Source organism: Rickettsia monacensis, assembly GCF_000499665.2.
Taxonomy (GTDB): Bacteria; Pseudomonadota; Alphaproteobacteria; order Rickettsiales; family Rickettsiaceae; genus Rickettsia; species Rickettsia tamurae.
In genome coordinates, this window is the sequence record NZ_LN794217.1 from 858,858 (window position 1) to 880,377 (window position 21,520).

Consider the following 21,520-nt stretch of genomic DNA (forward strand, 5'->3'; position numbering starts at 1 on the left):
CGGTATGACAGGTACAATGCAAAATCAAGATTTCATACATACATTAAATCCAGAGCAACAAAAAGCAGTTCTTCACACTGAAGGACCGCTTTTATTGCTTGCAGGTGCAGGGACAGGTAAAACAAAGGTACTTACCTCAAGAATAGCTAATATTATTCACCAAAATTTAGCCTCACCTCAAAATATTCTAGCCGTTACTTTTACTAATAAAGCTGCTAAAGAAATGGCTGAAAGAGTTAATAGTCTAATTAATTGCTATGGTCTTAATATAGGCACTTTCCACTCAATGGCAGCTAGGATATTACGTGACCAGATTGAGCATTTAAATCTTGGTTTAAATAATAGATTTACTATTATTAGTCATGATGATCAATTAAAACTAGTTAAAGATATAGTAAAGCTAAAAGATATTGATACTAAAAAATATGCTCCTAAATTAATACATATCATAATTTCGAGATGGAAAGATCAAGGATTATTACCAAGTAAACTATCAGCATCAGATACTAATTTACCGCTGCAGCGGGTGGCAAAACTTGTATACGAAGAATATCAGAAAAATTTACTTATTTCTAATGTTTTAGATTTTGGAGATTTGCTACTTTATAATAATGAGCTTTTTATTAAAAATCCCAAAATACTAAGATATTACCAAGAAAAATATCGATATATTTTAATCGATGAATATCAAGACACTAACGTTGTCCAGTATTTATGGGCAAGAATGCTCGCAAGTTTATATAAAAATATCTGCTGTGTAGGGGATGATGATCAATCTATCTATGGTTGGCGAGGAGCAGAAGTCGGGAATATATTACGTTTTGAAAAAGATTTTGCAGGTGCAACAATTATTAAATTAGAGCAGAATTATAGATCAACTTTGCCAATACTTGCTGCTGCTTCCAATGTTATCAATAATAATAAGAACCGTCACGGTAAAACGTTATGGACGGATAGGGAAAGCGGTGAAAAGATAAAAATTATTTCTTGTTGGAGTGATAAAGAAGAAGCAAGATATATAGCCGGCGAAATAGATAAGTTAGTGAGAGAAGACCGATATAATGCAGGTAATATCGCTATATTAGTGCGGGCAGGTTTCCAAACTAGAAGTTTTGAAGAGGCTTTTATAAATAGTGCTATGCCTTATAAAATTATAGGCGGTTTGCGGTTCTATGAACGTATGGAAATAAGAGACGTGCTTGCTTATATCCGTATATCTTTGAATCAAAATGACAATCTAGCACTTGAGCGTATTATAAATGTGCCGAAAAGGGCAATAGGTGCAGCTAGCTTAAATAAAATTAGAGTTTATGCACTTGAGCGAAATATTTCTAATTTCGCAGCCATTAAAGAAATGCTAGAAATAGGTGAGATTAAAGCAAAATCATATGATTCTCTAAAAGATTTGGTTACTAAAATCGATAATTGGTACGAAAGATTTAGTATAGATGCTCCAATAAACGTGGTTAAAGCAATACTTGATGATTCCGGTTATCTTGAAATGCTTCAAGAAGAAAAAACCGAAGAAGCATTAGGTAGAATCGAAAATATTAACGAAATGCTTAGAGCTATTGCCGAATTTAACGATATTCATGATTTTATCGAACATTCAAGCTTAGTTATGGAAAATGAAGTACTTGAAACCAATTACGGTGGCTCTGTTACTATAATGACACTGCACGCAGCTAAAGGGCTTGAGTTTGACGTAGTGTTTTTACCGGGATGGGAAGAGGGGGTATTTCCGTCTCAAAGATCTCTAGACGAAGACGGTGAAAAAGGCTTAGAAGAAGAACGCCGCATTGCTTATGTCGGCATTACGAGAGCCAAAAAAGACCTATACATTACACATGCGGAAAACCGAAAAATATTTTATGAAATAGTCCGTTCTTATCCTTCAAGGTTCATAACCGAAATCCCTGATGAAATTACGATCAGGACCTCTTCTATGAAAAAATACACTTCTTTTTATAAGTTTTAATTAATTTTCATTCATAAATTTTAAAATGGTTTACATTCTTTAACTAATTATTATCTAATTTAATTAATAATAATTAATATAATCCCGATTATGGATAAGGAATAGAGAGGAAGGAAGGTTGCAAGAGTTATTAAACCTTATATAAATAGGGCACTGAAGGAGTAAAATAAAGGTTTAATAACATGTGTAAATATACTACAATATTTTGTATAGTAGATAAATTTTGTAAAATTTATGAGAAATGGGTAAAACATCAATTGCTGAAAAGTAATAAGCAAAGATTTAGAGAAGGTAAGCTTTCCTTAAGTGAAGAACTCTCAATAATGATTTTTACCATTTTAGTGCATATAAACATTTAAAAGCTTATTACCAAAACTTTATTATTAATGGTAATTTGTTCAGGAATCCACCTTGTTATGAGAGATTTGTTCAGCTTATTCCTTCATTATTTCTGCCATTGATTGTGATGTTACATTACTTAAGTGGGAAAAGAACGGGAATTTATTATGCAGATTCCACACATTTTGCAGTATGTAAAAATATCAGAATTAATTCTAACAGAACTTTTAATAATCTTGCAAAAATGGGACGTAGTTCTGTCGATTGGTTTTTTGGATTCAAGCTTCATATGATAATCAATGATAAGGGAGAAATTATTGCTGTTAAAATTACCAAAGGTAATGTTGATGACAGAATTGCATTTGAAGCAATGGTTATCAAAAAAGGTCTAAAAGGTAAGTGTTATGATGATAAGGGGTTTATTTCAGAAAAAATGTTTACAAAACTTTATAAGCAAGGTTTAATAAAAATTACCGGAATAAGAAAGGATATGAAAAACTATTTATTACCTCTTTTGGATAAAATCCTTTTAAGGAAGAGATTCATTATCGAAACCATTTTTGGCTACATAAAAGAGAATTTTAATATTACTCCTTCCAGACATCGATCACCTATTAATTTCTTTACTTCTCTATTCTCTGCTCTTATTGCTTACCAACTTAAACCTAATAAACCATGTATTTCTTATCCATAATCGGGGTTATTTACAGATAGCCTCTAAATTTTTAATGTTTAGCACCATTTTAAGATTATGTCAATAACCAATAAATAGTATTGCCTAAAAGAATTGCTTGAGATAGCCTATACTCCGATGTCATTACCGCCTTTGCGAAAAGTTATTATTGCATAAAGTTGTTGCACGACTCGAAAAGCATACTCGATGTCATCCCCGCATGACATTGTTGCGTGGATCGAAAAATGCATTTGGTTGTCATACCGTGGCTTGACCACAGTATCCATAAAAGTAACTTAAAATACTAAAATTTTTAGTATTTTAAACTGGATCCCGCGATCAAGTCGCGGGATGACAGGGGTGGAATCGATCCTAAACAAGCCATTCATCCTCTTAATGACGATTCAGTACTTATGCAGCAAGGCTTGCAAAATGAAAAAGAAATTCATTTCTTAAACTATGCATTTTCTGTTTGTTCTAATACCGTTTGCCCTAGTAATTGCGATAGAACATCTTGACCTGCTTCAGTCCAGCTTACGGGCGGCTCTTCACCTGTTAAACCGGTACCATAACGATCATTAAATACTCTAACTGCTTGCTGAGTAAATTGATCAAATGTACTTGTGGATTCTACTCCATAGCCATATTCTTTTAAATTTCCTTGTAAAGTATTAACTTTTTCTCCAGTACTATCAGGACTTAATAATAATTTACTCTTTTGCTCTTGCATAGTCTCAAAATATCTACCAAAACCCGCTTCCGCTAATTCTTTCCAAGGAAATTTTGATCCAGGAGCTATATGAGCATTTCCTTCTCGGTTTACAGTTACTTCACCAAGACCAACTAAATCATGTTTTAAATCTAAATCTGGATATCTTTCTGCTAAATCTGTAAGAAAGCTTTTTAATTTCCCTATTTGCTCTTTAGGAAAATCGCTTTTTGCATCATTAATAAGCATGACTCCAATACCAAACTTATTAACACCTACTTCTCCTTTCCAACTACTCTTGCCCGCATAAAAAGCTTGATCTGTTAAATCATTATGATATTCTTTTTGAGTCCCATCCTTATCAATTATGTAATGAACACTTGCACCTCGCTCATCCAATACTTCACGAGCAGCTTTAATATCCTTGCTTACAGAATAAGTAATTACTACACAGGTAGGTTTTACTCCTTCCGGCCTTGGAGTCATATATTTACCGTTTGTACTATTTGTATTACTAATACCGTTATTTTCTATAGCCTTACTTTTACTCATAAACTTCCTCCAATATATTTAATAATTGTTACATGGTTCAGAATTTACTAAACCTTAACAAAAATTAATACTTTAGTAATGCTAAGTCAATGAAAATTTAATATTATTCACAAGGTATAGATACTGATCTGACAAGTTCAATTATTATTTTTCTAATATTTGGATTTTGTACTCTAGTAAATGCTCTAGTTAACGATAAAAGTTCTCTTTCCATAGTCCTTGATAATTCTTTATAATCAAAAGAGATGTCATTTTCATATTGCCCTTCTTCTTCAGCAATATTATTTAAAAAATCACTTTCTATTTCTTTGAATAGATATTCAATTTTATTATTAGAAGTATTTTCATCGTCAGTTTTTAACTTTTCTTCTTCAGAACTATTAAAGAAATACTTTAAAGGCGTATTTAAAACTTTTGCAAAAACATATAACCTACTTAAACCTTCTTCATATTTTTTAACTTGGAGAGCACTAATGTCTAAAGCTTGCCCTAATTCTTTTTGGCTAATACCTACAGCAAGACGTCGTTCTTTTAAACGTTCACTTGCGAGTTTGTCCGGATGTTTTATTGAATCATTCATTTTAACAATAAGTTTTAATTATTAAAAGTTAATTATTATAAAGTCTATTCAACTTTGAATGTAATATATATTACTTTATATTTAATCAAGCAACTTTATTAAAAATTTAATATAATAATACTAAAACCCTTTAGTTATCAAGAATCAAGGCTAATAAATAATTAATTAAAAGTATAAAAACGATGAGTAATAGAATAGTAAAATTACCGAATTGCGAGAATATAGTAGGAGAGGTTAGTTTTTTAGGAATTAAACCTTGGGTATAATTTATTTCATTTAGATTTAGTTTTTTTATTGTTCTGCCAAAAGGATCTACTATAGCTGAAATACCGTTATTCGCTACTCTAATCATAGGTAAACCGTTCTCTACGGCTCTACTTCTACTAATATGAAAATGCTGATATGGACCGCTTGATTTACCATACCATGCATCATTTGTAATATTAATTATTACATCGGCTATTTCATTATTCGTCCGTACAAAATCAGGAAAAATAGATTCATAGCAAATTAAAGGTTTAATTTTAAGATTATATTTTTCAAGATAAACAAGCCCTCCGTCTCCTTCTTTATAATCAATTAAACCGTGAGTTAATTTTTTAAACGGTAGTATCTTTTTAAGAGGCATATACTCACCGAAAGGTACTAAATGTGATTTATGGTATTCAAATAATTTATGATCATTTTTATCAAGAGCATACATAGCTGAGTAAAGTTCAAACTCATCACCTTGTTTTTTATTATCCGAAATTCCTCCTGTTATCAAAATAGCATTTGTAGAATTTAGCATTTTTAATAATTCTGATTTAACTTGCGGTATATCATCAGGTACTACTAATGCTGCTTCAGACCAAATAATTAAATCGGTAGGTTCCGAATTGTCCGATAAATTAATATATAGCATTAAATTATGCCAAAATTCTTCTTCATTCCATTTTTCGGTTTGAGGGATCGAAGGCTGCACTAATCGCACTTTTATATCGGTAAAATTTGCATGGTTATTACTTAGCCTTACTGCTCCGTAAATGACAATTAAGGTTAATACTAGAACTGAACTAGCTAGTAATATTTTTAACTGAGTAAATTGCTTGCTAAATAAAGGATAAGCGAAAGTGGCAATATATATAACTATAAAACTAAGTCCATATATCCCTATTATACTTAAAGACTGTATTAAAATATCTGAAAATGAAAAAGCATAACCGATCAAATTCCAAGGAAGACCGGTAAAAATCCACGAACGTATCCACTCAAATAATACCCAACATAAACAGAATATAAATTGGTAATATTTATTATTTTTAGCGAAAAAACTAAGCGTGCAACTTGCCGATATAAAGAAAGCTAAAACTATAGGTAGTCCAAATAACGCAAAAGGAATTGCCCACCAAAAATCTGCAATATAAACGCTAACACCGATACTTATCCAATATATTCCACTTAAAAAATGCCCAAAACCGAATAAATAACCAAATTTTGCGGCTTCTTGCCAATTTTCGGATTTTTGAACTATATAACATAAGTAAGATAACGTTAATAATGCCGGTATAAAGAAAGTCGGAGCAAAAACTAAACCGCTTAACATACCTAGCAGTAAACATATGATTTTAGGTTTATACATTTTTATCGATTATTTGTTTACAAAAACATACATCATGCTATCATTTCAGCAAGTTTTAATATAATGAGTAAATAAATGACTACAGGATTACTACAAGGAAAAAAAGGCTTAATTACAGGTATTGCAAATAATATGTCAATATCGTGGGCGATTGCACAGCTTGCTAAAAAACACGGTGCCGAACTATGGTTTACTTATCAATCGGAAGTACTAGAAAAACGAGTTAAACCGCTTGCTGAGGAAATAGGTTGTAATTTTGTTAGCGAACTTGATGTTACGAATCCAAAATCAATTAGTAATTTATTTGATGATATAAAAGAGAAATGGGGTAGTTTCGATTTCTTACTTCACGGTATGGCTTTTGCCTATAAAAATGAATTAAAAGGACGTTATGTTGATACTAGCTTAGAAAATTTTCATAATTCCTTACATATATCATGTTACTCTCTTTTAGAACTCTCAAGATCCGCAGAAGCCTTAATGCATGACGGCGGAAGCATTGTGACGTTAACTTACTACGGTGCTGAAAAAGTTATACCTAATTATAATGTAATGGGGATTTCTAAAGCTGCACTTGAGGCTAGTGTAAAATATCTAGCAAACGATTTGGGAGAAAATAATATTAGAGTAAATGCTATTTCGGCAGGACCTATCAAAACTTTAGCATCTAGTGCAATAGGTGATTTTAGTACTATGCTTAAATCTCACGCTGCAACCGCACCGTTAAAACGTAATACTACCCAAGAAGATGTAGGAGGAGCAGCAGTATATTTATTTAGTAATTTATCTAAAGGTGTTACCGGTGAAATTCATTATGTAGATTGCGGTTATAATATTATGGGAAGTAATAAATTATAGGGATTGATGTCATTCCTGCGAAAGGCTTGCTTGTGTAGACACCGAATCGTCATTGCGAGCGACTGAAAGGAGCGTGGCAATCCAGAAAAATAATAAAAAATTCTGTAAAATCAGAATTTTTTACTGGATTGCTTCGTCAAAATTTTCAATTTTTCCTCGCAATGACGAAAAAACTGAGCCACACAACAAAATCATTATAATTCGTGATTTCTTTTTTTGAGGTGTTCAGGTTTTGGAGGAACAGGCGGTTTTTTAGATTTTGCCTGAACCTTTTTAGCCTCTGACGGCAATGCCGGATTATTTAATCTATTTAACTCTTTTGAGATTTGTTTTAACTGTTCTTGTATTTCTATCTTTAAAGGAGTATGAGAGTTTTTAATTTCACTATTTATTATTTTTCCTATTTTCTCAAGATTTTCTTTAGAAATGGAATATGATTTTATACCTATATAATTAACAATCTTTGACCACCAAGTTTGTCTTTTATCTAATCCTTGATATATTACATCTACTAAATCATTTTTTTTGAATGTTAATATATAATCAGAAGCTCCTTCTAAGGATTTAGATAAATGCCTTTTTATTTCTCCTTGTCTCTTATCTTCAATACTTACCTTTTTGTCTTTCTCGAGTGTTGTTATTGCTTTTTCAATTATTGAAGATATCTTAGTCTTTTTTCCTTCATTTGCTTTATTTTCTAAATTTTCTTTGGTATTAAAATGTATATTGGTTCCTATTTTAGCATCTACTAATTGTTTAACATACTTACAGTTAGGATCTTGTATTTCTCGCTCTATCTCAGCAGATTTTAAACCTAATTTTGTATATATATCTGATTCTCGGAAAAGTGGAGCATATAATAAAAAATTAATACTTTGAGCTATTCTACTATCTATCAAATCTTTAGAATCTCTTTTAGGATAAAATTTTTCTTGTAAAATACAATAGTGATCTAATATTTCCTGTGTTATATCTTTTACATCAAGAGATTGTAATTCTCCTTTATCATTAAATTTTGCTTTCATACCTGAGCGTTTTGCTTCCAATAATAATATTTCTTGAAAAACTTTATTATTAGGAGTACGACAAACAAAATTAGGATCATTATCCGGCATTAATTCATTTGCATTTTCCATTATTGCTTGATTGAGTTTATGTAATTGCTCTTTATTAAGCTTTTTATCTAAAAAACTTATAAAAGCTTCCCTTTGTTTTTGCTTACTTGCAGTACTAAAAGCCTGCTGCATCTTTTGCAAAACACCAAAATCAAAATTTTCGTTACCTATTTCTTTGATAACTAAATTTGCTAAATTTTTTGTTTTAGTATTCACTGTTTCTTTTTTATTTTTTGTAGCCATATTTAATATTAATCTAACTTATAATTATTTAAATATTAATTATAGATTAAATTAATTTCTAGATGTTTTTACTATATTTATAATCAAAACTTTAAGACAGTATCTAGAAAGTCATACTGGGCTTTCACTATTTCCTAGAATTTCTATTGATTCTACTATCTCACTATTTGACTGACTATGTATTACTAAATCTAAAATATTTGAAGATGCTAAATTGCTAATATAAACATCTTTTACATCATTTAATACATAATCAACCACTAATAATTTAGAATCAGCAGAAGTTCCGTATAATGACATTTTTTCCTCAAATAATTTTTTAAATGTATCTAATTCAAGTAATCCTTCACATACAGCATGTTCTTTAATATTTCTACTTACAAATAAACTCATTATGCTTCGTGCTAAACTATTTTTAATATAAAATTCTTTTAAGCATTCAATAAAACCCTCAAAAAAATTTAGTTTTTCAAAAGAAATTTTGAAATCAGGTAATAATTCTTGATATAATTTTTTCTGCAACTCCTCTTCTTCAATTAGTTTTTCAAAAGAAATTTTGAAATCAGGTAACAATTCTTGATATAATTTTTTCTGTAATTCCTCTTCTTCAAATTTTTTCAAATAAAAATTATCAATTAATAGCTTGTAAAGCTCAAGTACCCCGCTAGGAAAGTTAATTTTCAAAGTTCCTTTTTTATCAATTTCTACAGTAAACTTGTTTTCTTTTGCTTCTAAATATATTAGATCTCGAAATATACCATCCTCTTTTGTCCTACGGAGTAAAAAAGCTGAATCTTTAGAATCAACTAAATCTAAAGCATGTTCTATCATTTTTCCATTAAGTTCATGTAACCTATTGTTAGATATAATATCTTTCACATCTGCTAGAAAAGATTTTTTATCATCTACTTTTAATTTCCTTAAATTTTCTAGAACTTCTAAAGTTATTTCTCCTTGTTGAATTTTTTTAACTAACTCATAATAGTTACTAAATTCTACTTCTTGATTTTTGTATCCTAACCTGGAACAAACATTGAATCCTGCTTCTTTCTTTTGATCTAATCTAGGATATTTTTTTTCAATTTTTCTAGGTTTACTAATACAAGAGATCATAATTTCTTTTAGCTTCATATAATTTATTCCTTAAATTTAAAAGGCATATTATATTTAGTTAAAAAATATTAACAAGCACTTTATAAAAGATTAAGATAAATTAATTTTTATTAAGGGGGTGATGCAATAATGCTTTTTTTAGATGATTAGTTTGAAGATGAGTATATATTTGGGTAGTGGATATATCAGCGTGACCGAGTAGCTCTTGAATTACTCTTAAGTCTGCTCCGCCCTCAAGCAAATGACTTGCAAAACTGTGACGTAATATATGCGGAGAAATATGCTCAGGGTTAAGTCCTGCATAAAGGGCAGCAGATTTTAACAGAATAGCAAAATTTTGCCTAGTCATATAACCCGCTAAAGCTGATGAGGGAAATAAATAAATTAGATTTTCTGGTTTAGCTTTATTCACAAAAACATCTATAATTGCAAGATATTTAGCAATACTGATAACTGCCTGTTCATTTATTACTATGACTCTTTCTTTATTACCTTTACCAAGTACCGAAAATATTTTTCTTATTTCTCCTTTAGACGTTTTATTAGTCAGAATATCAGCAAGCTTAAGACTAACAAGCTCCGAGACTCTAAGACCGCTAGCATAAAGCAAATGAATCATAGCATTAAGCCGGATACCTTCAGGAGAATTATCTTGAGAGCAATGTTCAAGTAACGATTTAATTTGATCTATAGATAATATTTCGGGAAGTTTATTTTGATATTTGGGCAAATCTACGTTAAGAACCGGATTAAAAGCGGTATGGTTTTCGCTAATTAAAAATTCATAATAACTTTTTATAGTTGAGATTTTTCTGTTGATTGAGCGTGCTTGCAAATCATTAGTTGCTAGATACTCAATCCAATCTCTAACATTCTCTGTGGTAATATTTAATTCTGATAATTTTTGTTTAGCAAGATAATTTTGAAAATCGAATAAGTCACGCTTATAGCTAAGTATGGAATTTTTTGACAATGCTCTCTCGGCTAAAAGCATTTCTAGGAATTGCGAAATAAATTCCATAAGATGTTTTAATTTTTATATTGGAGGCCAGGGTCGGAATCGAACCGACGAATAGAGGATTTGCAGTCCACGGCATTACCACTTTGCTACCCAGCCTTGGTTGTTTTTATGATGTCCATCGTCATTGCGAGCGACTGTAAGGAGCGTGGCAATCTCATGAAGTAGCACAAAATTCCTGAGATTGCCACGTCAAGGCTTCGCCTTTCCTCGCAATGACGTTTTTAAAGCCACTACTAAACCGCTGTAATACTACCAACATCCATACAAAAAAGCAACTATTTTTATATTAAACTCCTAATCCTTGCAGGATATTTAAACGATTTATCCTTCATAAAATTCAAGAACTGGCTAACTGAATCTACTATATCGTCATTTTTAATATGGGGAAAATTCAATAATTCCTTTAAAATTATGCTTGATTGTTTGGATATTAGAACACTAGCTGATTGAAATAAAGGAACTATCGAGGCGAATCTTGTAACTTTATCAAATCTTGGCTTAATCCCGATCACTCTAATATTATCGCCTAAAAATCCTATATCTTGAATCAATTGTTGACCGCTTGCTTTATCTTCGATTAATATAAAGATTAATATAAATTTTGGCTGATATTCTCTAGCTAATTTTTTCGTCAAATTCTTAAGCTCAGGATAATTAATTTTTTTCCGTACTAATGATACTAGATAATATTTCTGCTCAAGAATCCCCTCATATAGTGCAAACACTATAATCGGAATCTTCGGAAATCTTAATTGCCGTATCCCAGCTTTGTACAAAATAACCAAATCTTGAAGGTAAATTTTCATAAAAGCTAATATCTTCCTCCATATTAAGTAGCGATGACCCTATAGCTATAGGTTCTTGCAAATATTGAGCATTATAATTATAGCTACCTATTTCCTGCTCTAACTTTGCTAAGCAATCAGGAGGTTCTTTATAGCTGTCTAATACTTCACCACTAAGATAGTGATATTCTTTATTCATTAATTTAAAAGAATAATCTTGAATACTAATCGCCGGAATTTTTAAATCATGCCATGAATTGCTATTATTAAGTAGATAACCGGATAAATCATCCGTATGAAGACGCTGCATAACTAAAACTATCGCTCCCTTATTACGATTATTTAGTCTGCTAACAAAAGTTTGCTCAAACCAATCTATAACTTTCTTACGTATTTTATAAGAATGAATTTGCGTAGGATTATGAGGATCATCGATAATTAAGATATCACCGCCCTCGCCTGTTGCCAATCCTCCGACCGATGTTGCAAATCTAAAGCAGTTAGCTGTCGTTAAAAATTTACTTTTTTGATTATGAGTTTTACTAAGGATAGTACTTGGAAAAAGTTCCTTAATCGGAATTTAAAATAAACTGACAATCTAGTGAGTGTTTAATGCTAAGTATTTGAGAATAGCTGGCAACCATAATTCTTTTGGTGGGACTTGGCCCCAAGTAAATAAGCAGGCCAAGCAACGCTAACACAAATAGACTTTAAACTCCTTGGCGGTATATTAATTATTAAACTCACCGCTTTGCACGGCATTTAAATAATCGGTAATTATTCTTATATGTTTACTTGGGTAATACTCTGCTCCGGGATTAATAGTATTAAATACCTTAATTATAAAACTGTAAAAATCCTGCCGTAAAATAGAATTTAAGAGTTCTTTAAAGTGGAGCATGTTATTATATCATACTGTGACTTACTGTCATACCGTGGTCAAGCCACGGTATGACATATATTATAAATTATCATTGCCATTAATCCCCTATAGTATATAATTTTGAAAAAAATATGTTTATTTATGAAATTACTAAAAATTATTTTTATCATTACTATATGCATTAATTTTCCTATATTCGCAGAAAATTTAGAGTCGGTTACTACAACCGAGGATATTGAAAATGATGTATTTATCCCTCTTGATGAAAATCATCCTATTTTAAATCCAAACGATAATATTAATAATAGTTCTGAATTTAAGAATTACACAAACGGTAAAATTATTGCATTAAATAAAATTACCGCTACTTCTGAAGAGATAGATTTTAAAGTCGGGGAAGAAAAATATTTCGGTAATATAAAAATCAAATTACATAAATGTACAAAAAATCTTGATCCGTATAATGAAGATAATTATTTGTTGATGACCATAACAGAATATAAAATAGACGAAGATCCTAATTTACTCTTTCAAGGATGGATGATTTCGTCAAGCATTTCACTTTCAACGTTTGAACACCCAATCTATGAAATTTTTGCTAAAGATTGTTTTTAGATGCAATATTTAATTTCAAGTTTAATATTTTTAATTCCAAGCCTTGGGATGCTTGCGGGCTTATCAGCTGCAGCTACTGTTACAATTTTTTTGCTAAGTATTGTTGTACGGAATACCCTCCCACAAATGTCTATGTCATTCCTGCGAAAGCAGGAATCTAGAAAAAATAAAATGGATCACCGCTTTCGCGGGAATGACATCATAAAGTGTGGGGATGTCATAAAAACCGAACTATTATTCACCGCTTGGTGCTTTATATCTTGTTTATTCGCAATTCATCCTATTAATAGCTTAGCTACTTTTACTCAAGTTTCCATACTCTTATTCCTTGGATTTATCGTTAGTAATTCTGCTCCTTTTCAAAATCGCTTACAGCTTAAAAAAGCCTTAATATTCGGGATTCTCACAGCAATATTATTATTCTTCATCGAATATTCTTCTCATGGTTTTTTAACAAGAATATTCAAAGCTAGTTTTGGCTTATATATGTTAGATCGGGGCTGTGCTTTACTTTCAATTACTGCTTGGGTAGCGATTATAATTTTACTCTCTAACGGTAGACCTCTTCGGAAACTCGCTTATAGAGAGGAATTTGGAGGAGACACAGAACGCAGAACCGCAACGTACTCAAATGTACGTGAGGATTCAAGTACCGGATCGACGTACAAATTACCTCTAGAAGTAGAGTTTCCGAAGAGGTCTAGTAAAAGAAGACATGCATTAATGCTATATATATTAGTGCTTTATTTATTAAGTATTTCCGATAGTTTAGCAAGTTTTTTAGGTTTCGGTATAGGAGGAGTAATATTTATTTTAGCAAGACTTATAAAGCCGATATTTTTCAAGTTAATTGCAATAAGTTTAATTACCGGCTCATTACTATTACCCGTTATAGCTAAACAAATAGAACCGCAATATTTATCTGAAAAATATTTAACTACTCAGCCTTCAGCTGCTCATCGTTTATTTATTTTGCATTTCGTCGCAAACAAAATCATCGAAAAGACGATTTTAGGCTATGGCTTTGCTTCTTCTAAATATATCGAAGTCAATGATAGTGAAATGATCGATTATAAAGGTGAAAAATGGCATCCTTTGCCGCTTCATCCTCATAATAATATATTACAAATCACTCTTGAACTCGGTATAATAGGTTTAATATTATTTTTAAGCTTAACCTATAAATACTTAAAACAAATTGATAAAATAAAGAATAATAATTTTAGGTCAGCTTCTTATGCATGTTTTATAAATTACTACATTATCGGCATGATTTCATATAATATTTGGCAAATATGGTGGATATCAAGCAGTATTTGGATACTAGTTTTAATGAAGTTACTAGTTAAACCTGATATTGTCGTTGATAATTGATGCTATTTGAGGTAAATATAGAAATAAGTATCATTAAACCTACGTCATTGCGTGGACCGGTAAAACCCACTGTGTCACCCCGTGGCTTGACCACGGGGTCCAGAAAAAAATTTAAAAAGTCTGGATCCCGCGATCAAGTCGCGGGATGACATTTTGTATGGTATGACACAGAAATTACATAATAAAAAACATATGCTACAAAACTCAGAGCTTTTACAAGAATACCTACCGATTGCTATATTTTTCGGTATTGCGGTATTGGTTTCCGGTTTAATAATGATTCTACCTAACCTATTATCGACAAAGAAATATAATAAAGATAAGCTAGAGCCTTATGAATGTGGTTTTGAACCTTTTAGTGATGCAAGGTCAAAATTTGACATACGTTTTTACTTAGTTGCTATTTTATTTATTATCTTTGACCTTGAAATCGCATTTTTAGTGCCTTGGGCTATTAGCCTTAATACAATAGGTAAAATAGGCTTTTTCTCAATGATATTTTTCTTATTCGTACTTACTATCGGGTTCATATATGAATGGAAGAAAGGAGCTTTAGACTGGTAATAAAAATACTTGGGGTCATCCCGTAGCTTGTCCAGCTTTGTTGCATGGATCGGTTTTTCCATCATTGCGAGGAAAAACTGTAAGTTTTGACGAAGCAATCTCAGGAGATTCTCATTATTTCATGAGATTGCCACGCTCCTTACAATTGCTCGCAATGACGGAAAAACCGATCCATGCAACAAAGCTGGACAAGCTACGGGATGACGTGTACGGAATGACTATATTTACTGTATTTAATTTATTAAGAATAAACATGCATAATAACTTTTATCAAGAAGACGAATTATTAAACCATGAGCTTTCTAATAGAGGATTCTTACTCACTAAAGTTGATGACGTTATAGGCTGGGCGAGAACTAATTCCTTATGGCCTATGACTTTTGGGCTTGCTTGTTGTGCTGTTGAGATGATGCAGGCAGCAGCAAGCAGATATGATATGGATCGCTTCGGTATGTTATTTAGACCAAGTCCAAGACAGTCCGACCTTATGATAGTCGCAGGAACGCTTACTAATAAAATGGCACCGGCTCTACGTAAAGTATATGATCAGATGGCTGAGCCTAAATGGGTGCTTTCAATGGGTAGCTGTGCTAACGGCGGCGGCTATTACCACTTTTCCTATTCGGTAGTGCGTGGCTGTGATAGAATCGTACCGGTTGACATATATGTCCCTGGTTGCCCTCCTACTGCCGAAACATTAATTTACGGGCTTATGCAGCTACAGAAAAAAATTAAACGCACTACAGGTTTTAAGTATGACGCTAGACAAACTCATTGAAAAACTTGCAGCTAAATCTAGCATTTTAATAACTCCGGTCACAGTTAAGAATTATTTAGCTTATAAAATTGCGCCGAATTTTTTATTACCGTTTTTAAAAGCTTTAAAAGAATCGGAAGAATTACGTTTTACTGTACTTACGGATTTATTCGGCTCTGATTTTCCTGAAAGAGATAAAAGATTTGAAGTAGTATATAATTTACTAAGCTTAAAATTAAATAAGCGTTTAATGATAAAAGTAGATATATCTGAAAAAGAAACTATACCTTCGGCAATGAATATATTTAGTGCCGCTTGTTGGTATGAGCGTGAAGTTTACGATATGTACGGGATAAATTTTGATGGCAATGATGATAAAAGACGAATACTAACCGATTATGAATTTGAGGGGCATCCATTACGTAAAGATTTCCCGTTAACCGGTTATACACAAGTTAAATATGATGAGAAGCTAAAGAAAGTAGCTTATGAACCGGTCGATTTAGACATAGAATATCGTGAGTTTGATTTTAGCTCTCACTGGCACAGCCCGACTTACATATTGCCTGGGGATGAGAAAGCTGGGAAGTAACAACGTCATTGCGAGAAGGATACCCAAGTCGTCATTGCGAGCGACTGAAAGGAGCGTGGCAATCCAGTAAAAATTATGAAACAACCGACTGTATATATTATTGCTAATAAACGAAACGGTACTATTTACTTAGGAGTAACTTCTAATCTTATCAAACGTATATATGAACACAAATTAAATCAGGCTCAAGAGCAAAAAAGCTTAATTTAATTGAGCAAATGAATGTAAATTGGAAAGATTTATATGATGAAATTATTTAACTGGATTGCCACGTCGCCTACGGCTCCTCGCAATAACGGATACTATGACTAACAATACTAAAACTATAACTCTAAATCTTGGTCCGCAGCATCCGGCAACTCACGGAGTTTTAAGGTTAATACTTAAGATGGACGGAGAAGTAGTAAATAACGCCGATCCTCATATTGGATTACTTCATCGTGGTACGGAAAAACTTATTGAGCATAAAACATATTTGCAGGCTATACCTTATTTTGATCGCCTTGATTATGTTTCGCCAATGTGCCAGGAACATGCATTTGCTTTAGCTGTCGAGTCATTATTAGAATGCGAAGTCCCACGAAGAGCTCAGTTTATCAGGGTGCTATTTTCAGAGCTAACAAGAATTCTTAACCATACTTTAAATATCAGCAGCCAAGCTTTAGATATCGGTGCTACTACTCCTCTATTATGGCTTTTTGAAGAGCGAGAAAAGATCATGGAATTTTACGAGCGTGTTTCCGGCTCTCGTATGCATTCAAACTACTTCAGACCCGGCGGAGTTGTAGAAGATTTACCCGATGGTTTACTTGAGGATATAGATAAGTTCATAGAGCAGTTTCCTCCTAAACTTCACGATATTGAAAATCTACTAAATGAAAATAGATTATGGAAACAACGTTTAGTAGATATCGGCGTTGTGTCTCAAAAAGAGGCAATGAACTGGGGGTTTTCAGGACCGATGCTTAGAGGTTCGGGTATAGCTTGGGATTTACGCAAGTCAAACCCTTATGACGTTTACGATGAAATGGACTTTAAAGTACCAATCGGCAAAAACGGTGATTGTTACGACAGATATTTCGTTCGTATGCTTGAAATGTATGAATCTGTTAAGATAATCAAGCAATGTATAGAAAAAATGCCGAAAGGTGCAGTTAAAACCGATGATCCTAAATTAACACCACCGACAAGAGCTAAAATGAAAGAATCTATGGAAGCAATGATTCATCATTTTAAGCTCTATACGGAAGGATATGAAGTACCAGCCGGCGAGACCTACAAAGCAGTAGAAGCTCCTAAAGGCGAGTTCGGAGTATATTTATATTCAACCGGCAATAACAGACCTTATAGATGCCGAATTAAAGCCCCAGGCTTTGCTCATTTGCAAGGACTAGATTTTATGTCTAAAGGTCATTTAATGGCAGATGTTATTACTATTATAGCCACGCTTGATATAGTATTTGGTGAGATAGATAGATAGGTCGTCATTGCGAGTAGGCATTGTTGCATGGATCGGAAAATACCAAATTTGTCATACCGTGGCTTGACCACGGTATCCAGAAAAACAATAAAAATACTAGTATTTTTTAACTAGATCCCGCGATCAAGTCGCGGGAGGACAGCGGGGGAATCGATCCACACAGGAATAATATAAGAGATATATGAACACAAATTTTATGTTTGATAAGAAAAATTTAAATCTAGCAGAAGAGATTATAAAGAAATATCCGCCGAAAGGTAAAAGAAGTGCAATACTTCCGCTGCTTGATCTAGCACAACGTCAAAATGGCGGTTGGCTGCCCGTGCCTGCTATCGAATATGTCGCAAATATGTTAGAAATGTCTTATATGCGGGCTTATGAAGTTGCAACATTTTATACTATGTTTAACTTAAAGCCCGTCGGTAAATATCATATTCAAGTATGTACTACTACTCCTTGCTGGCTGCGTGGTAGTGATGATATAATGAAAATTTGCGAAAAGAAATTAGGTGTAAAACTCAAAGAAACTACTGAAGATCAAAAATTTACTTTAAGCGAGATAGAATGTTTAGGAGCATGCGTTAACGCTCCGGTCATACAAATCAATGATGATTATTATGAAGATCTAACTCAAGAAAAAATGGAAACTATTATAGATAAACTGCAAAATGAGTAAAATACTCTTATTAATAATAAAGTTTTATCAATATTTCATTTCCCCGATACTTGGCAATAATTGCCGATTTCGCCCCACTTGTTCAGAATATGCAAAAGAAGCTATAACAACACACGGCACACTTAAAGGCTTGTTGCTTACCTTTAAAAGAATCATCAAATGCCAACCGTTTTATAATGGGGTTTTATTGCATGATACAGAAGTTCGATGTCATTCCTGCGAAAGCGGGAATCCAGCCACTAAAAGGTATAAACACACTAAACTTTAGAATTAAAAGCTCAATAATTTCGCTTTTTCTGGATTCCTGCTTTCGCAGGAATGACATCGATATACTTTGTTAGGGTCATAAATATAAATACTATAGTGAAATGAATTTAAATCCTTTACCTCGTGAATTTTTTGCAAGAGATACTAACCTAGTAAGCACTGAGTTAATCGGTAAAGCTCTTTATTTCCAAGGTAAGACAGCTATCATTACTGAAACTGAAAGCTATATAGGACAGGATGATCCTGCTTGCCATGCAGCAAGAGGGCGGACTAAAAGAACGGATATAATGTTTGGTCCTGCAGGCTTTAGCTATGTCTATTTAATTTACGGAATGTATTATTGTTTAAATTTCGTAACTGAAGCTGAAGGCTTCCCTGCTGCGACCTTAATAAGGGGCGTACATGTTATTTCGCCTGAAAATCTATACCTCAACGGTCCTGGTAAATTATGCAAATATTTAGGAATTAATATTTCTCATAATAAATGCAATCTTATAAATAACAACGAATTTTTTGTCAGCGATATTGGTTTAAAACTCCCCTACTCTACTACTACCCGCATCGGTATTACCAAAGGCACGGATAAATTATGGCGTTATGTTGTTACAGATATCACGAATTTAATCTCTCAATATAATGTACAGCCTTAATAAGGTCATATTGATTTACGGCGAAAGGACCTCGAAAAGGTTTGTCTAATATAAATAATAAAAAAAGCATTGATGATGAAGTGATACAAACTAAACCAACCGAAATCTTATTTAACCCCGATTATGGATAAGAAATACATGGTTTATTAGGTTTAAGTTGGTAAGCAATAAGAGCAGAGAATAGAGAAGTAAAGAAATTAATAGGTGATCGATGTCTGGAAGGAGTAATATTAAAATTCTCTTTTATGTAGCCAAAAATGGTTTCGATAATGAATCTCTTCCTTAAAAGGATTTTATCCAAAAGAGGTAATAAATAGTTTTTCATATCCTTTCTTATTCCGGTAATTTTTATTAAACCTTGCTTATAAAGTTTTGTAAACATTTTTTCTGAAATAAACTCCTTATCATCATAACACTTACCTTTTAGACCTTTTTTGATAACCATTGCTTCAAATGCAATTCTGTCATCAACATTACCTTTGGTAATTTTAACAGCAATAATTTCTCCCTTATCATTGATTATCATATGAAGCTTGAATCCAAAAAACCAATCGACAGAACTACGTCCCATTTTTGCAAGATTATTAAAAGTTCTGTTAGAATTAATTCTGATATTTTTACATACTGCAAAATGTGTGGAATCTGCATAATAAATTCCCGTTCTTTTCCCACTTAAGTAATGTAACATCACAATCAATGGCAGAAATAATGAAGGAATAAGCTGAACAAATCTCTCATAACAAGGTGGATTCCTGAACAAATTACCATTAATAATAAAGTTTTGGTAATAAGCTTTTAAATGTTTATATGCACTAAAATGGTAAAAATCATTATTGAGAGTTCTTCACTTAAGGAAAGCTTACCTTCTCTAAATCTTTGCTTATTACTTTTCAGCAATTGATGTTTTACCCATTTCTCATAAATTTTACAAAATTTATCTACTATACAAAATATTGTAGTATATTTACACATGTTATTAAACCTTTATTTTACTCCTTCAGTGCCCTATTTATATAAGGTTTAATAACTCTTGTAACCTTCCTTCCTCTCTATTCCTTATCCATAATCGGAGTTAACTTTGTTTATTAATCTTCAATCTTTGTCAAAACAAGTTATTCTAACTAAAGAAAATTTATCCATACTTCCTTTCACTCATAAAGAAATTGTAGAGTAGTATATGAGTATTGTTATTACTGCTCTTGAGCAATCCTTAATAATGCTACCGCTTATTTTAGGTATGTATATAAGTTATCGGGTTCTAAAAATTACCGATCTTACCGTAGACGGTACTTATGTACTTGGTGCGGCGGTATTTGCTCGTAGTCTTTCATTTGGGTTATTTCCTGCATTAATATTTGCCGTAATATCAGGCGGAATTATCGGCAGTATAGTTAGTTTATGCAGAAGAATAACCGCATTAACGGGCTTATGCCGGAATACTTGCAAGTTTTATGCTTTATTCCGTTAACTTACAAATTATGCAGCGTCCTAATATATCGGTTCTTGGTATGCCGACGCTATTATCTATATTAGATCTCGAAAATTGGTTAGTGCCTTTAAAATAATCAATTGCCTTATTATATCTGCAGTTATAATTTTATTGAAAGGTAAGCTCGGTTTATTTCTTCGAGCTTTTGGTTTTAATAAAGATTTATTGATTAATTTAGGAAAACCTGCCGAGCTTTATCGCACTATCGGTCTTAGCATAAGTAATTGCTTGGCTGCTTTAACGGGTACTTTATCTGCACAAATAAACGGTTTTGCCGATATTAATATGGGTTTTGGGGTGGCACTAGTCGGTATCGGTGCGATTGTTATAGGGCATCATATTTTAATCCATGCTAATAATTTTAATGCGTTTAAAGAGATATTTTCCTGTTTTATAGGTATATTATTTTACTTTATTGCTTTGAGCGTGTTGCTTCGGATTGGCATTGATCCCATAAACCTTAAACTTATATTAGGGATAGTATTGTTTATTTCGTTGAGTACGGTGAGTAAGAAGTAGGGTATAGTACTCTATGATTTTTACTGTATGTCATTCCCGCGTAGGTGGAATCCAGAAAATGACTGTC

The 21,520-nt window shown here is 32.4% G+C and carries 23 protein-coding genes, 1 tRNA gene and 2 pseudogenes; 15 read left to right on the plus strand and 11 right to left on the minus strand.

The window, feature by feature from the left end; translation table 11 throughout:
• Window positions 1-4 precede the first annotated feature (4 nt).
• Window positions 5-1,978 (plus strand): DNA helicase PcrA, encoded by a 1,974-nt coding sequence (gene pcrA / locus RMONA_RS04520; protein ID WP_023507856.1) that lies wholly within the window; start codon window positions 5-7, stop codon window positions 1,976-1,978.
• Window positions 1,979-2,360: 382 nt separating this feature from the next.
• Window positions 2,361-3,011 carry an IS982 family transposase gene (locus tag RMONA_RS04525; protein WP_242402836.1) on the plus strand — a complete coding sequence of 217 codons (651 nt, stop codon included), beginning with the start codon at window positions 2,361-2,363 and terminating at the stop codon, window positions 3,009-3,011.
• Window positions 3,012-3,118: 107 nt separating this feature from the next.
• On the opposite strand, the gene RMONA_RS09300 is transcribed toward RMONA_RS04525, so the two are convergent.
• The 4 genes from RMONA_RS09300 to lnt all read right to left on the minus strand — a co-directional run bounded on the left by RMONA_RS09300 (window position 3,119) and on the right by lnt (window position 6,452).
• Window positions 3,119-3,277, minus strand: coding sequence for a hypothetical protein (locus tag RMONA_RS09300; protein WP_023507858.1), 159 nt, complete (start codon window positions 3,275-3,277; stop codon window positions 3,119-3,121).
• 170 nt (window positions 3,278-3,447) lie between these two features.
• Window positions 3,448-4,251, minus strand: coding sequence for an N-acetylmuramoyl-L-alanine amidase (locus RMONA_RS04530; protein WP_023507859.1), 804 nt, complete (start codon window positions 4,249-4,251; stop codon window positions 3,448-3,450).
• Window positions 4,252-4,354: 103 nt separating this feature from the next.
• On the minus strand, window positions 4,355-4,831 hold the full coding sequence (locus RMONA_RS04535; RefSeq protein WP_023507860.1) for a helix-turn-helix domain-containing protein: 477 nt from the start codon (window positions 4,829-4,831) through the stop codon (window positions 4,355-4,357).
• A 130-nt stretch (window positions 4,832-4,961) separates the two neighbouring features.
• The gene (gene lnt / locus RMONA_RS04540; RefSeq protein WP_023507861.1) at window positions 4,962-6,452 is read right to left on the minus strand and encodes an apolipoprotein N-acyltransferase; all 1,491 of its coding nucleotides are present in this window, start codon (window positions 6,450-6,452) and stop codon (window positions 4,962-4,964) included.
• A 75-nt stretch (window positions 6,453-6,527) separates the two neighbouring features.
• On the opposite strand from lnt, the gene fabI reads away from it, so the two are divergent.
• Window positions 6,528-7,310: an enoyl-ACP reductase FabI gene (gene fabI / locus RMONA_RS04545; RefSeq protein WP_023507862.1), complete on the plus strand. Its 783-nt coding sequence runs from the start codon at window positions 6,528-6,530 to the stop codon at window positions 7,308-7,310.
• Between the two features lie 194 nt (window positions 7,311-7,504).
• Here the strand turns inward: fabI and RMONA_RS04550 are convergent, their stop codons facing one another.
• From RMONA_RS04550 to RMONA_RS10385, 6 genes are all read right to left on the minus strand, one after another.
• The gene (locus RMONA_RS04550) at window positions 7,505-8,668 is read right to left on the minus strand and encodes a DUF5410 domain-containing protein (protein ID WP_023507863.1); all 1,164 of its coding nucleotides are present in this window, start codon (window positions 8,666-8,668) and stop codon (window positions 7,505-7,507) included.
• A gap of 111 nt (window positions 8,669-8,779) precedes the next feature.
• Window positions 8,780-9,799 (minus strand): DUF5410 family protein, encoded by a 1,020-nt coding sequence (locus RMONA_RS04555; RefSeq protein WP_023507864.1) that lies wholly within the window; start codon window positions 9,797-9,799, stop codon window positions 8,780-8,782.
• 82 nt (window positions 9,800-9,881) lie between these two features.
• On the minus strand, window positions 9,882-10,802 hold the full coding sequence (gene xerD / locus RMONA_RS04560; RefSeq protein ID WP_023507865.1) for a site-specific tyrosine recombinase XerD: 921 nt from the start codon (window positions 10,800-10,802) through the stop codon (window positions 9,882-9,884).
• A 21-nt stretch (window positions 10,803-10,823) separates the two neighbouring features.
• Window positions 10,824-10,898 (minus strand) — tRNA-Cys (locus tag RMONA_RS04565).
• A 185-nt stretch (window positions 10,899-11,083) separates the two neighbouring features.
• The gene (terL, locus tag RMONA_RS10380; RefSeq protein ID WP_023507866.1) at window positions 11,084-11,527 is read right to left on the minus strand and encodes a phage terminase large subunit; all 444 of its coding nucleotides are present in this window, start codon (window positions 11,525-11,527) and stop codon (window positions 11,084-11,086) included.
• On the minus strand, window positions 11,511-12,056 hold the full coding sequence (locus RMONA_RS10385) for a transposase (RefSeq protein ID WP_023507867.1): 546 nt from the start codon (window positions 12,054-12,056) through the stop codon (window positions 11,511-11,513). The genes terL and RMONA_RS10385 overlap by 17 nt, the downstream gene beginning before the upstream one ends.
• Window positions 12,057-12,611: 555 nt before the next feature.
• On the opposite strand from RMONA_RS10385, the gene RMONA_RS04580 reads away from it, so the two are divergent.
• From RMONA_RS04580 to RMONA_RS04620, 10 genes are all read left to right on the plus strand, one after another.
• On the plus strand, window positions 12,612-13,085 hold the full coding sequence (locus tag RMONA_RS04580) for a DUF2155 domain-containing protein (RefSeq protein ID WP_023507868.1): 474 nt from the start codon (window positions 12,612-12,614) through the stop codon (window positions 13,083-13,085).
• Window positions 13,086-14,459 (plus strand): palindromic element RPE1 domain-containing protein, encoded by a 1,374-nt coding sequence (locus tag RMONA_RS04585; protein ID WP_023507869.1) that lies wholly within the window; start codon window positions 13,086-13,088, stop codon window positions 14,457-14,459.
• A gap of 192 nt (window positions 14,460-14,651) precedes the next feature.
• On the plus strand, window positions 14,652-15,023 hold the full coding sequence (locus tag RMONA_RS04590) for an NADH-quinone oxidoreductase subunit A (protein WP_032139652.1): 372 nt from the start codon (window positions 14,652-14,654) through the stop codon (window positions 15,021-15,023).
• Between the two features lie 253 nt (window positions 15,024-15,276).
• A complete protein-coding gene (locus tag RMONA_RS04595; RefSeq protein WP_037213697.1) occupies window positions 15,277-15,801 on the plus strand; it encodes a NuoB/complex I 20 kDa subunit family protein in 525 nt (174 codons plus the stop codon).
• Complete coding sequence (locus RMONA_RS04600) at window positions 15,779-16,372, plus strand: NADH-quinone oxidoreductase subunit C (protein ID WP_023507872.1); 594 nt, start codon at window positions 15,779-15,781, stop codon at window positions 16,370-16,372. Before RMONA_RS04595 ends, RMONA_RS04600 begins: the two co-directional genes overlap by 23 nt.
• A gap of 75 nt (window positions 16,373-16,447) precedes the next feature.
• Window positions 16,448-16,582 (plus strand): GIY-YIG nuclease family protein, encoded by a 135-nt coding sequence (locus RMONA_RS04605; RefSeq protein WP_008580026.1) that lies wholly within the window; start codon window positions 16,448-16,450, stop codon window positions 16,580-16,582.
• A 94-nt stretch (window positions 16,583-16,676) separates the two neighbouring features.
• Window positions 16,677-17,852: an NADH dehydrogenase (quinone) subunit D gene (gene nuoD / locus RMONA_RS04610; RefSeq protein ID WP_023507873.1), complete on the plus strand. Its 1,176-nt coding sequence runs from the start codon at window positions 16,677-16,679 to the stop codon at window positions 17,850-17,852.
• A 181-nt stretch (window positions 17,853-18,033) separates the two neighbouring features.
• Window positions 18,034-18,528: an NADH-quinone oxidoreductase subunit NuoE gene (nuoE, locus tag RMONA_RS04615; protein WP_037231453.1), complete on the plus strand. Its 495-nt coding sequence runs from the start codon at window positions 18,034-18,036 to the stop codon at window positions 18,526-18,528.
• Window positions 18,521-18,796: a membrane protein insertion efficiency factor YidD gene (yidD, locus tag RMONA_RS08420; protein WP_096001028.1), complete on the plus strand. Its 276-nt coding sequence runs from the start codon at window positions 18,521-18,523 to the stop codon at window positions 18,794-18,796. Before nuoE ends, yidD begins: the two co-directional genes overlap by 8 nt.
• 100 nt (window positions 18,797-18,896) lie before the next feature.
• A complete protein-coding gene (locus tag RMONA_RS04620; RefSeq protein WP_023507875.1) occupies window positions 18,897-19,445 on the plus strand; it encodes a DNA-3-methyladenine glycosylase in 549 nt (182 codons plus the stop codon).
• Between the two features lie 121 nt (window positions 19,446-19,566).
• Here the strand turns inward: RMONA_RS04620 and RMONA_RS04625 are convergent, their stop codons facing one another.
• Window positions 19,567-20,220, minus strand: coding sequence for an IS982 family transposase (locus tag RMONA_RS04625; RefSeq protein ID WP_339325421.1), 654 nt, complete (start codon window positions 20,218-20,220; stop codon window positions 19,567-19,569).
• A gap of 294 nt (window positions 20,221-20,514) precedes the next feature.
• On the opposite strand from RMONA_RS04625, the pseudogene RMONA_RS11635 reads away from it, so the two are divergent.
• Window positions 20,515-20,619: pseudogene (locus tag RMONA_RS11635) on the plus strand (ABC transporter substrate binding protein); the annotation flags it as partial.
• Between the two features lie 3 nt (window positions 20,620-20,622).
• Window positions 20,623-21,453 (plus strand): annotated as a pseudogene (locus RMONA_RS04630) (ABC transporter permease).
• Window positions 21,454-21,520 lie beyond the last annotated feature (67 nt).

What these genes read in the sequence shown, in the direction of transcription:
- pcrA (WP_023507856.1), top strand. Translation starts at nt 5, where the DNA reads ATGACAGGTACAATGCAAAATCAAGATTTCATACATACATTAAATCCA.
- RMONA_RS09300 (WP_023507858.1), bottom strand. Translation starts at nt 3,277, where the DNA reads ATGGATACTGTGGTCAAGCCACGGTATGACAACCAAATGCATTTTTCG.
- RMONA_RS04530 (WP_023507859.1), bottom strand. Translation starts at nt 4,251, where the DNA reads ATGAGTAAAAGTAAGGCTATAGAAAATAACGGTATTAGTAATACAAAT.
- RMONA_RS04535 (WP_023507860.1), bottom strand. Translation starts at nt 4,831, where the DNA reads ATGAATGATTCAATAAAACATCCGGACAAACTCGCAAGTGAACGTTTA.
- lnt (WP_023507861.1), bottom strand. Translation starts at nt 6,452, where the DNA reads ATGTATAAACCTAAAATCATATGTTTACTGCTAGGTATGTTAAGCGGT.
- fabI (WP_023507862.1), top strand. Translation starts at nt 6,528, where the DNA reads ATGACTACAGGATTACTACAAGGAAAAAAAGGCTTAATTACAGGTATT.
- RMONA_RS04550 (WP_023507863.1), bottom strand. Translation starts at nt 8,668, where the DNA reads ATGGCTACAAAAAATAAAAAAGAAACAGTGAATACTAAAACAAAAAAT.
- RMONA_RS04555 (WP_023507864.1), bottom strand. Translation starts at nt 9,799, where the DNA reads ATGAAGCTAAAAGAAATTATGATCTCTTGTATTAGTAAACCTAGAAAA.
- xerD (WP_023507865.1), bottom strand. Translation starts at nt 10,802, where the DNA reads ATGGAATTTATTTCGCAATTCCTAGAAATGCTTTTAGCCGAGAGAGCA.
- RMONA_RS04580 (WP_023507868.1), top strand. Translation starts at nt 12,612, where the DNA reads ATGAAATTACTAAAAATTATTTTTATCATTACTATATGCATTAATTTT.
- RMONA_RS04585 (WP_023507869.1), top strand. Translation starts at nt 13,086, where the DNA reads ATGCAATATTTAATTTCAAGTTTAATATTTTTAATTCCAAGCCTTGGG.
- RMONA_RS04590 (WP_032139652.1), top strand. Translation starts at nt 14,652, where the DNA reads ATGCTACAAAACTCAGAGCTTTTACAAGAATACCTACCGATTGCTATA.
- RMONA_RS04595 (WP_037213697.1), top strand. Translation starts at nt 15,277, where the DNA reads ATGCATAATAACTTTTATCAAGAAGACGAATTATTAAACCATGAGCTT.
- RMONA_RS04600 (WP_023507872.1), top strand. Translation starts at nt 15,779, where the DNA reads ATGACGCTAGACAAACTCATTGAAAAACTTGCAGCTAAATCTAGCATT.
- RMONA_RS04605 (WP_008580026.1), top strand. Translation starts at nt 16,448, where the DNA reads ATGAAACAACCGACTGTATATATTATTGCTAATAAACGAAACGGTACT.
- nuoD (WP_023507873.1), top strand. Translation starts at nt 16,677, where the DNA reads ATGACTAACAATACTAAAACTATAACTCTAAATCTTGGTCCGCAGCAT.
- nuoE (WP_037231453.1), top strand. Translation starts at nt 18,034, where the DNA reads ATGAACACAAATTTTATGTTTGATAAGAAAAATTTAAATCTAGCAGAA.
- yidD (WP_096001028.1), top strand. Translation starts at nt 18,521, where the DNA reads ATGAGTAAAATACTCTTATTAATAATAAAGTTTTATCAATATTTCATT.
- RMONA_RS04620 (WP_023507875.1), top strand. Translation starts at nt 18,897, where the DNA reads ATGAATTTAAATCCTTTACCTCGTGAATTTTTTGCAAGAGATACTAAC.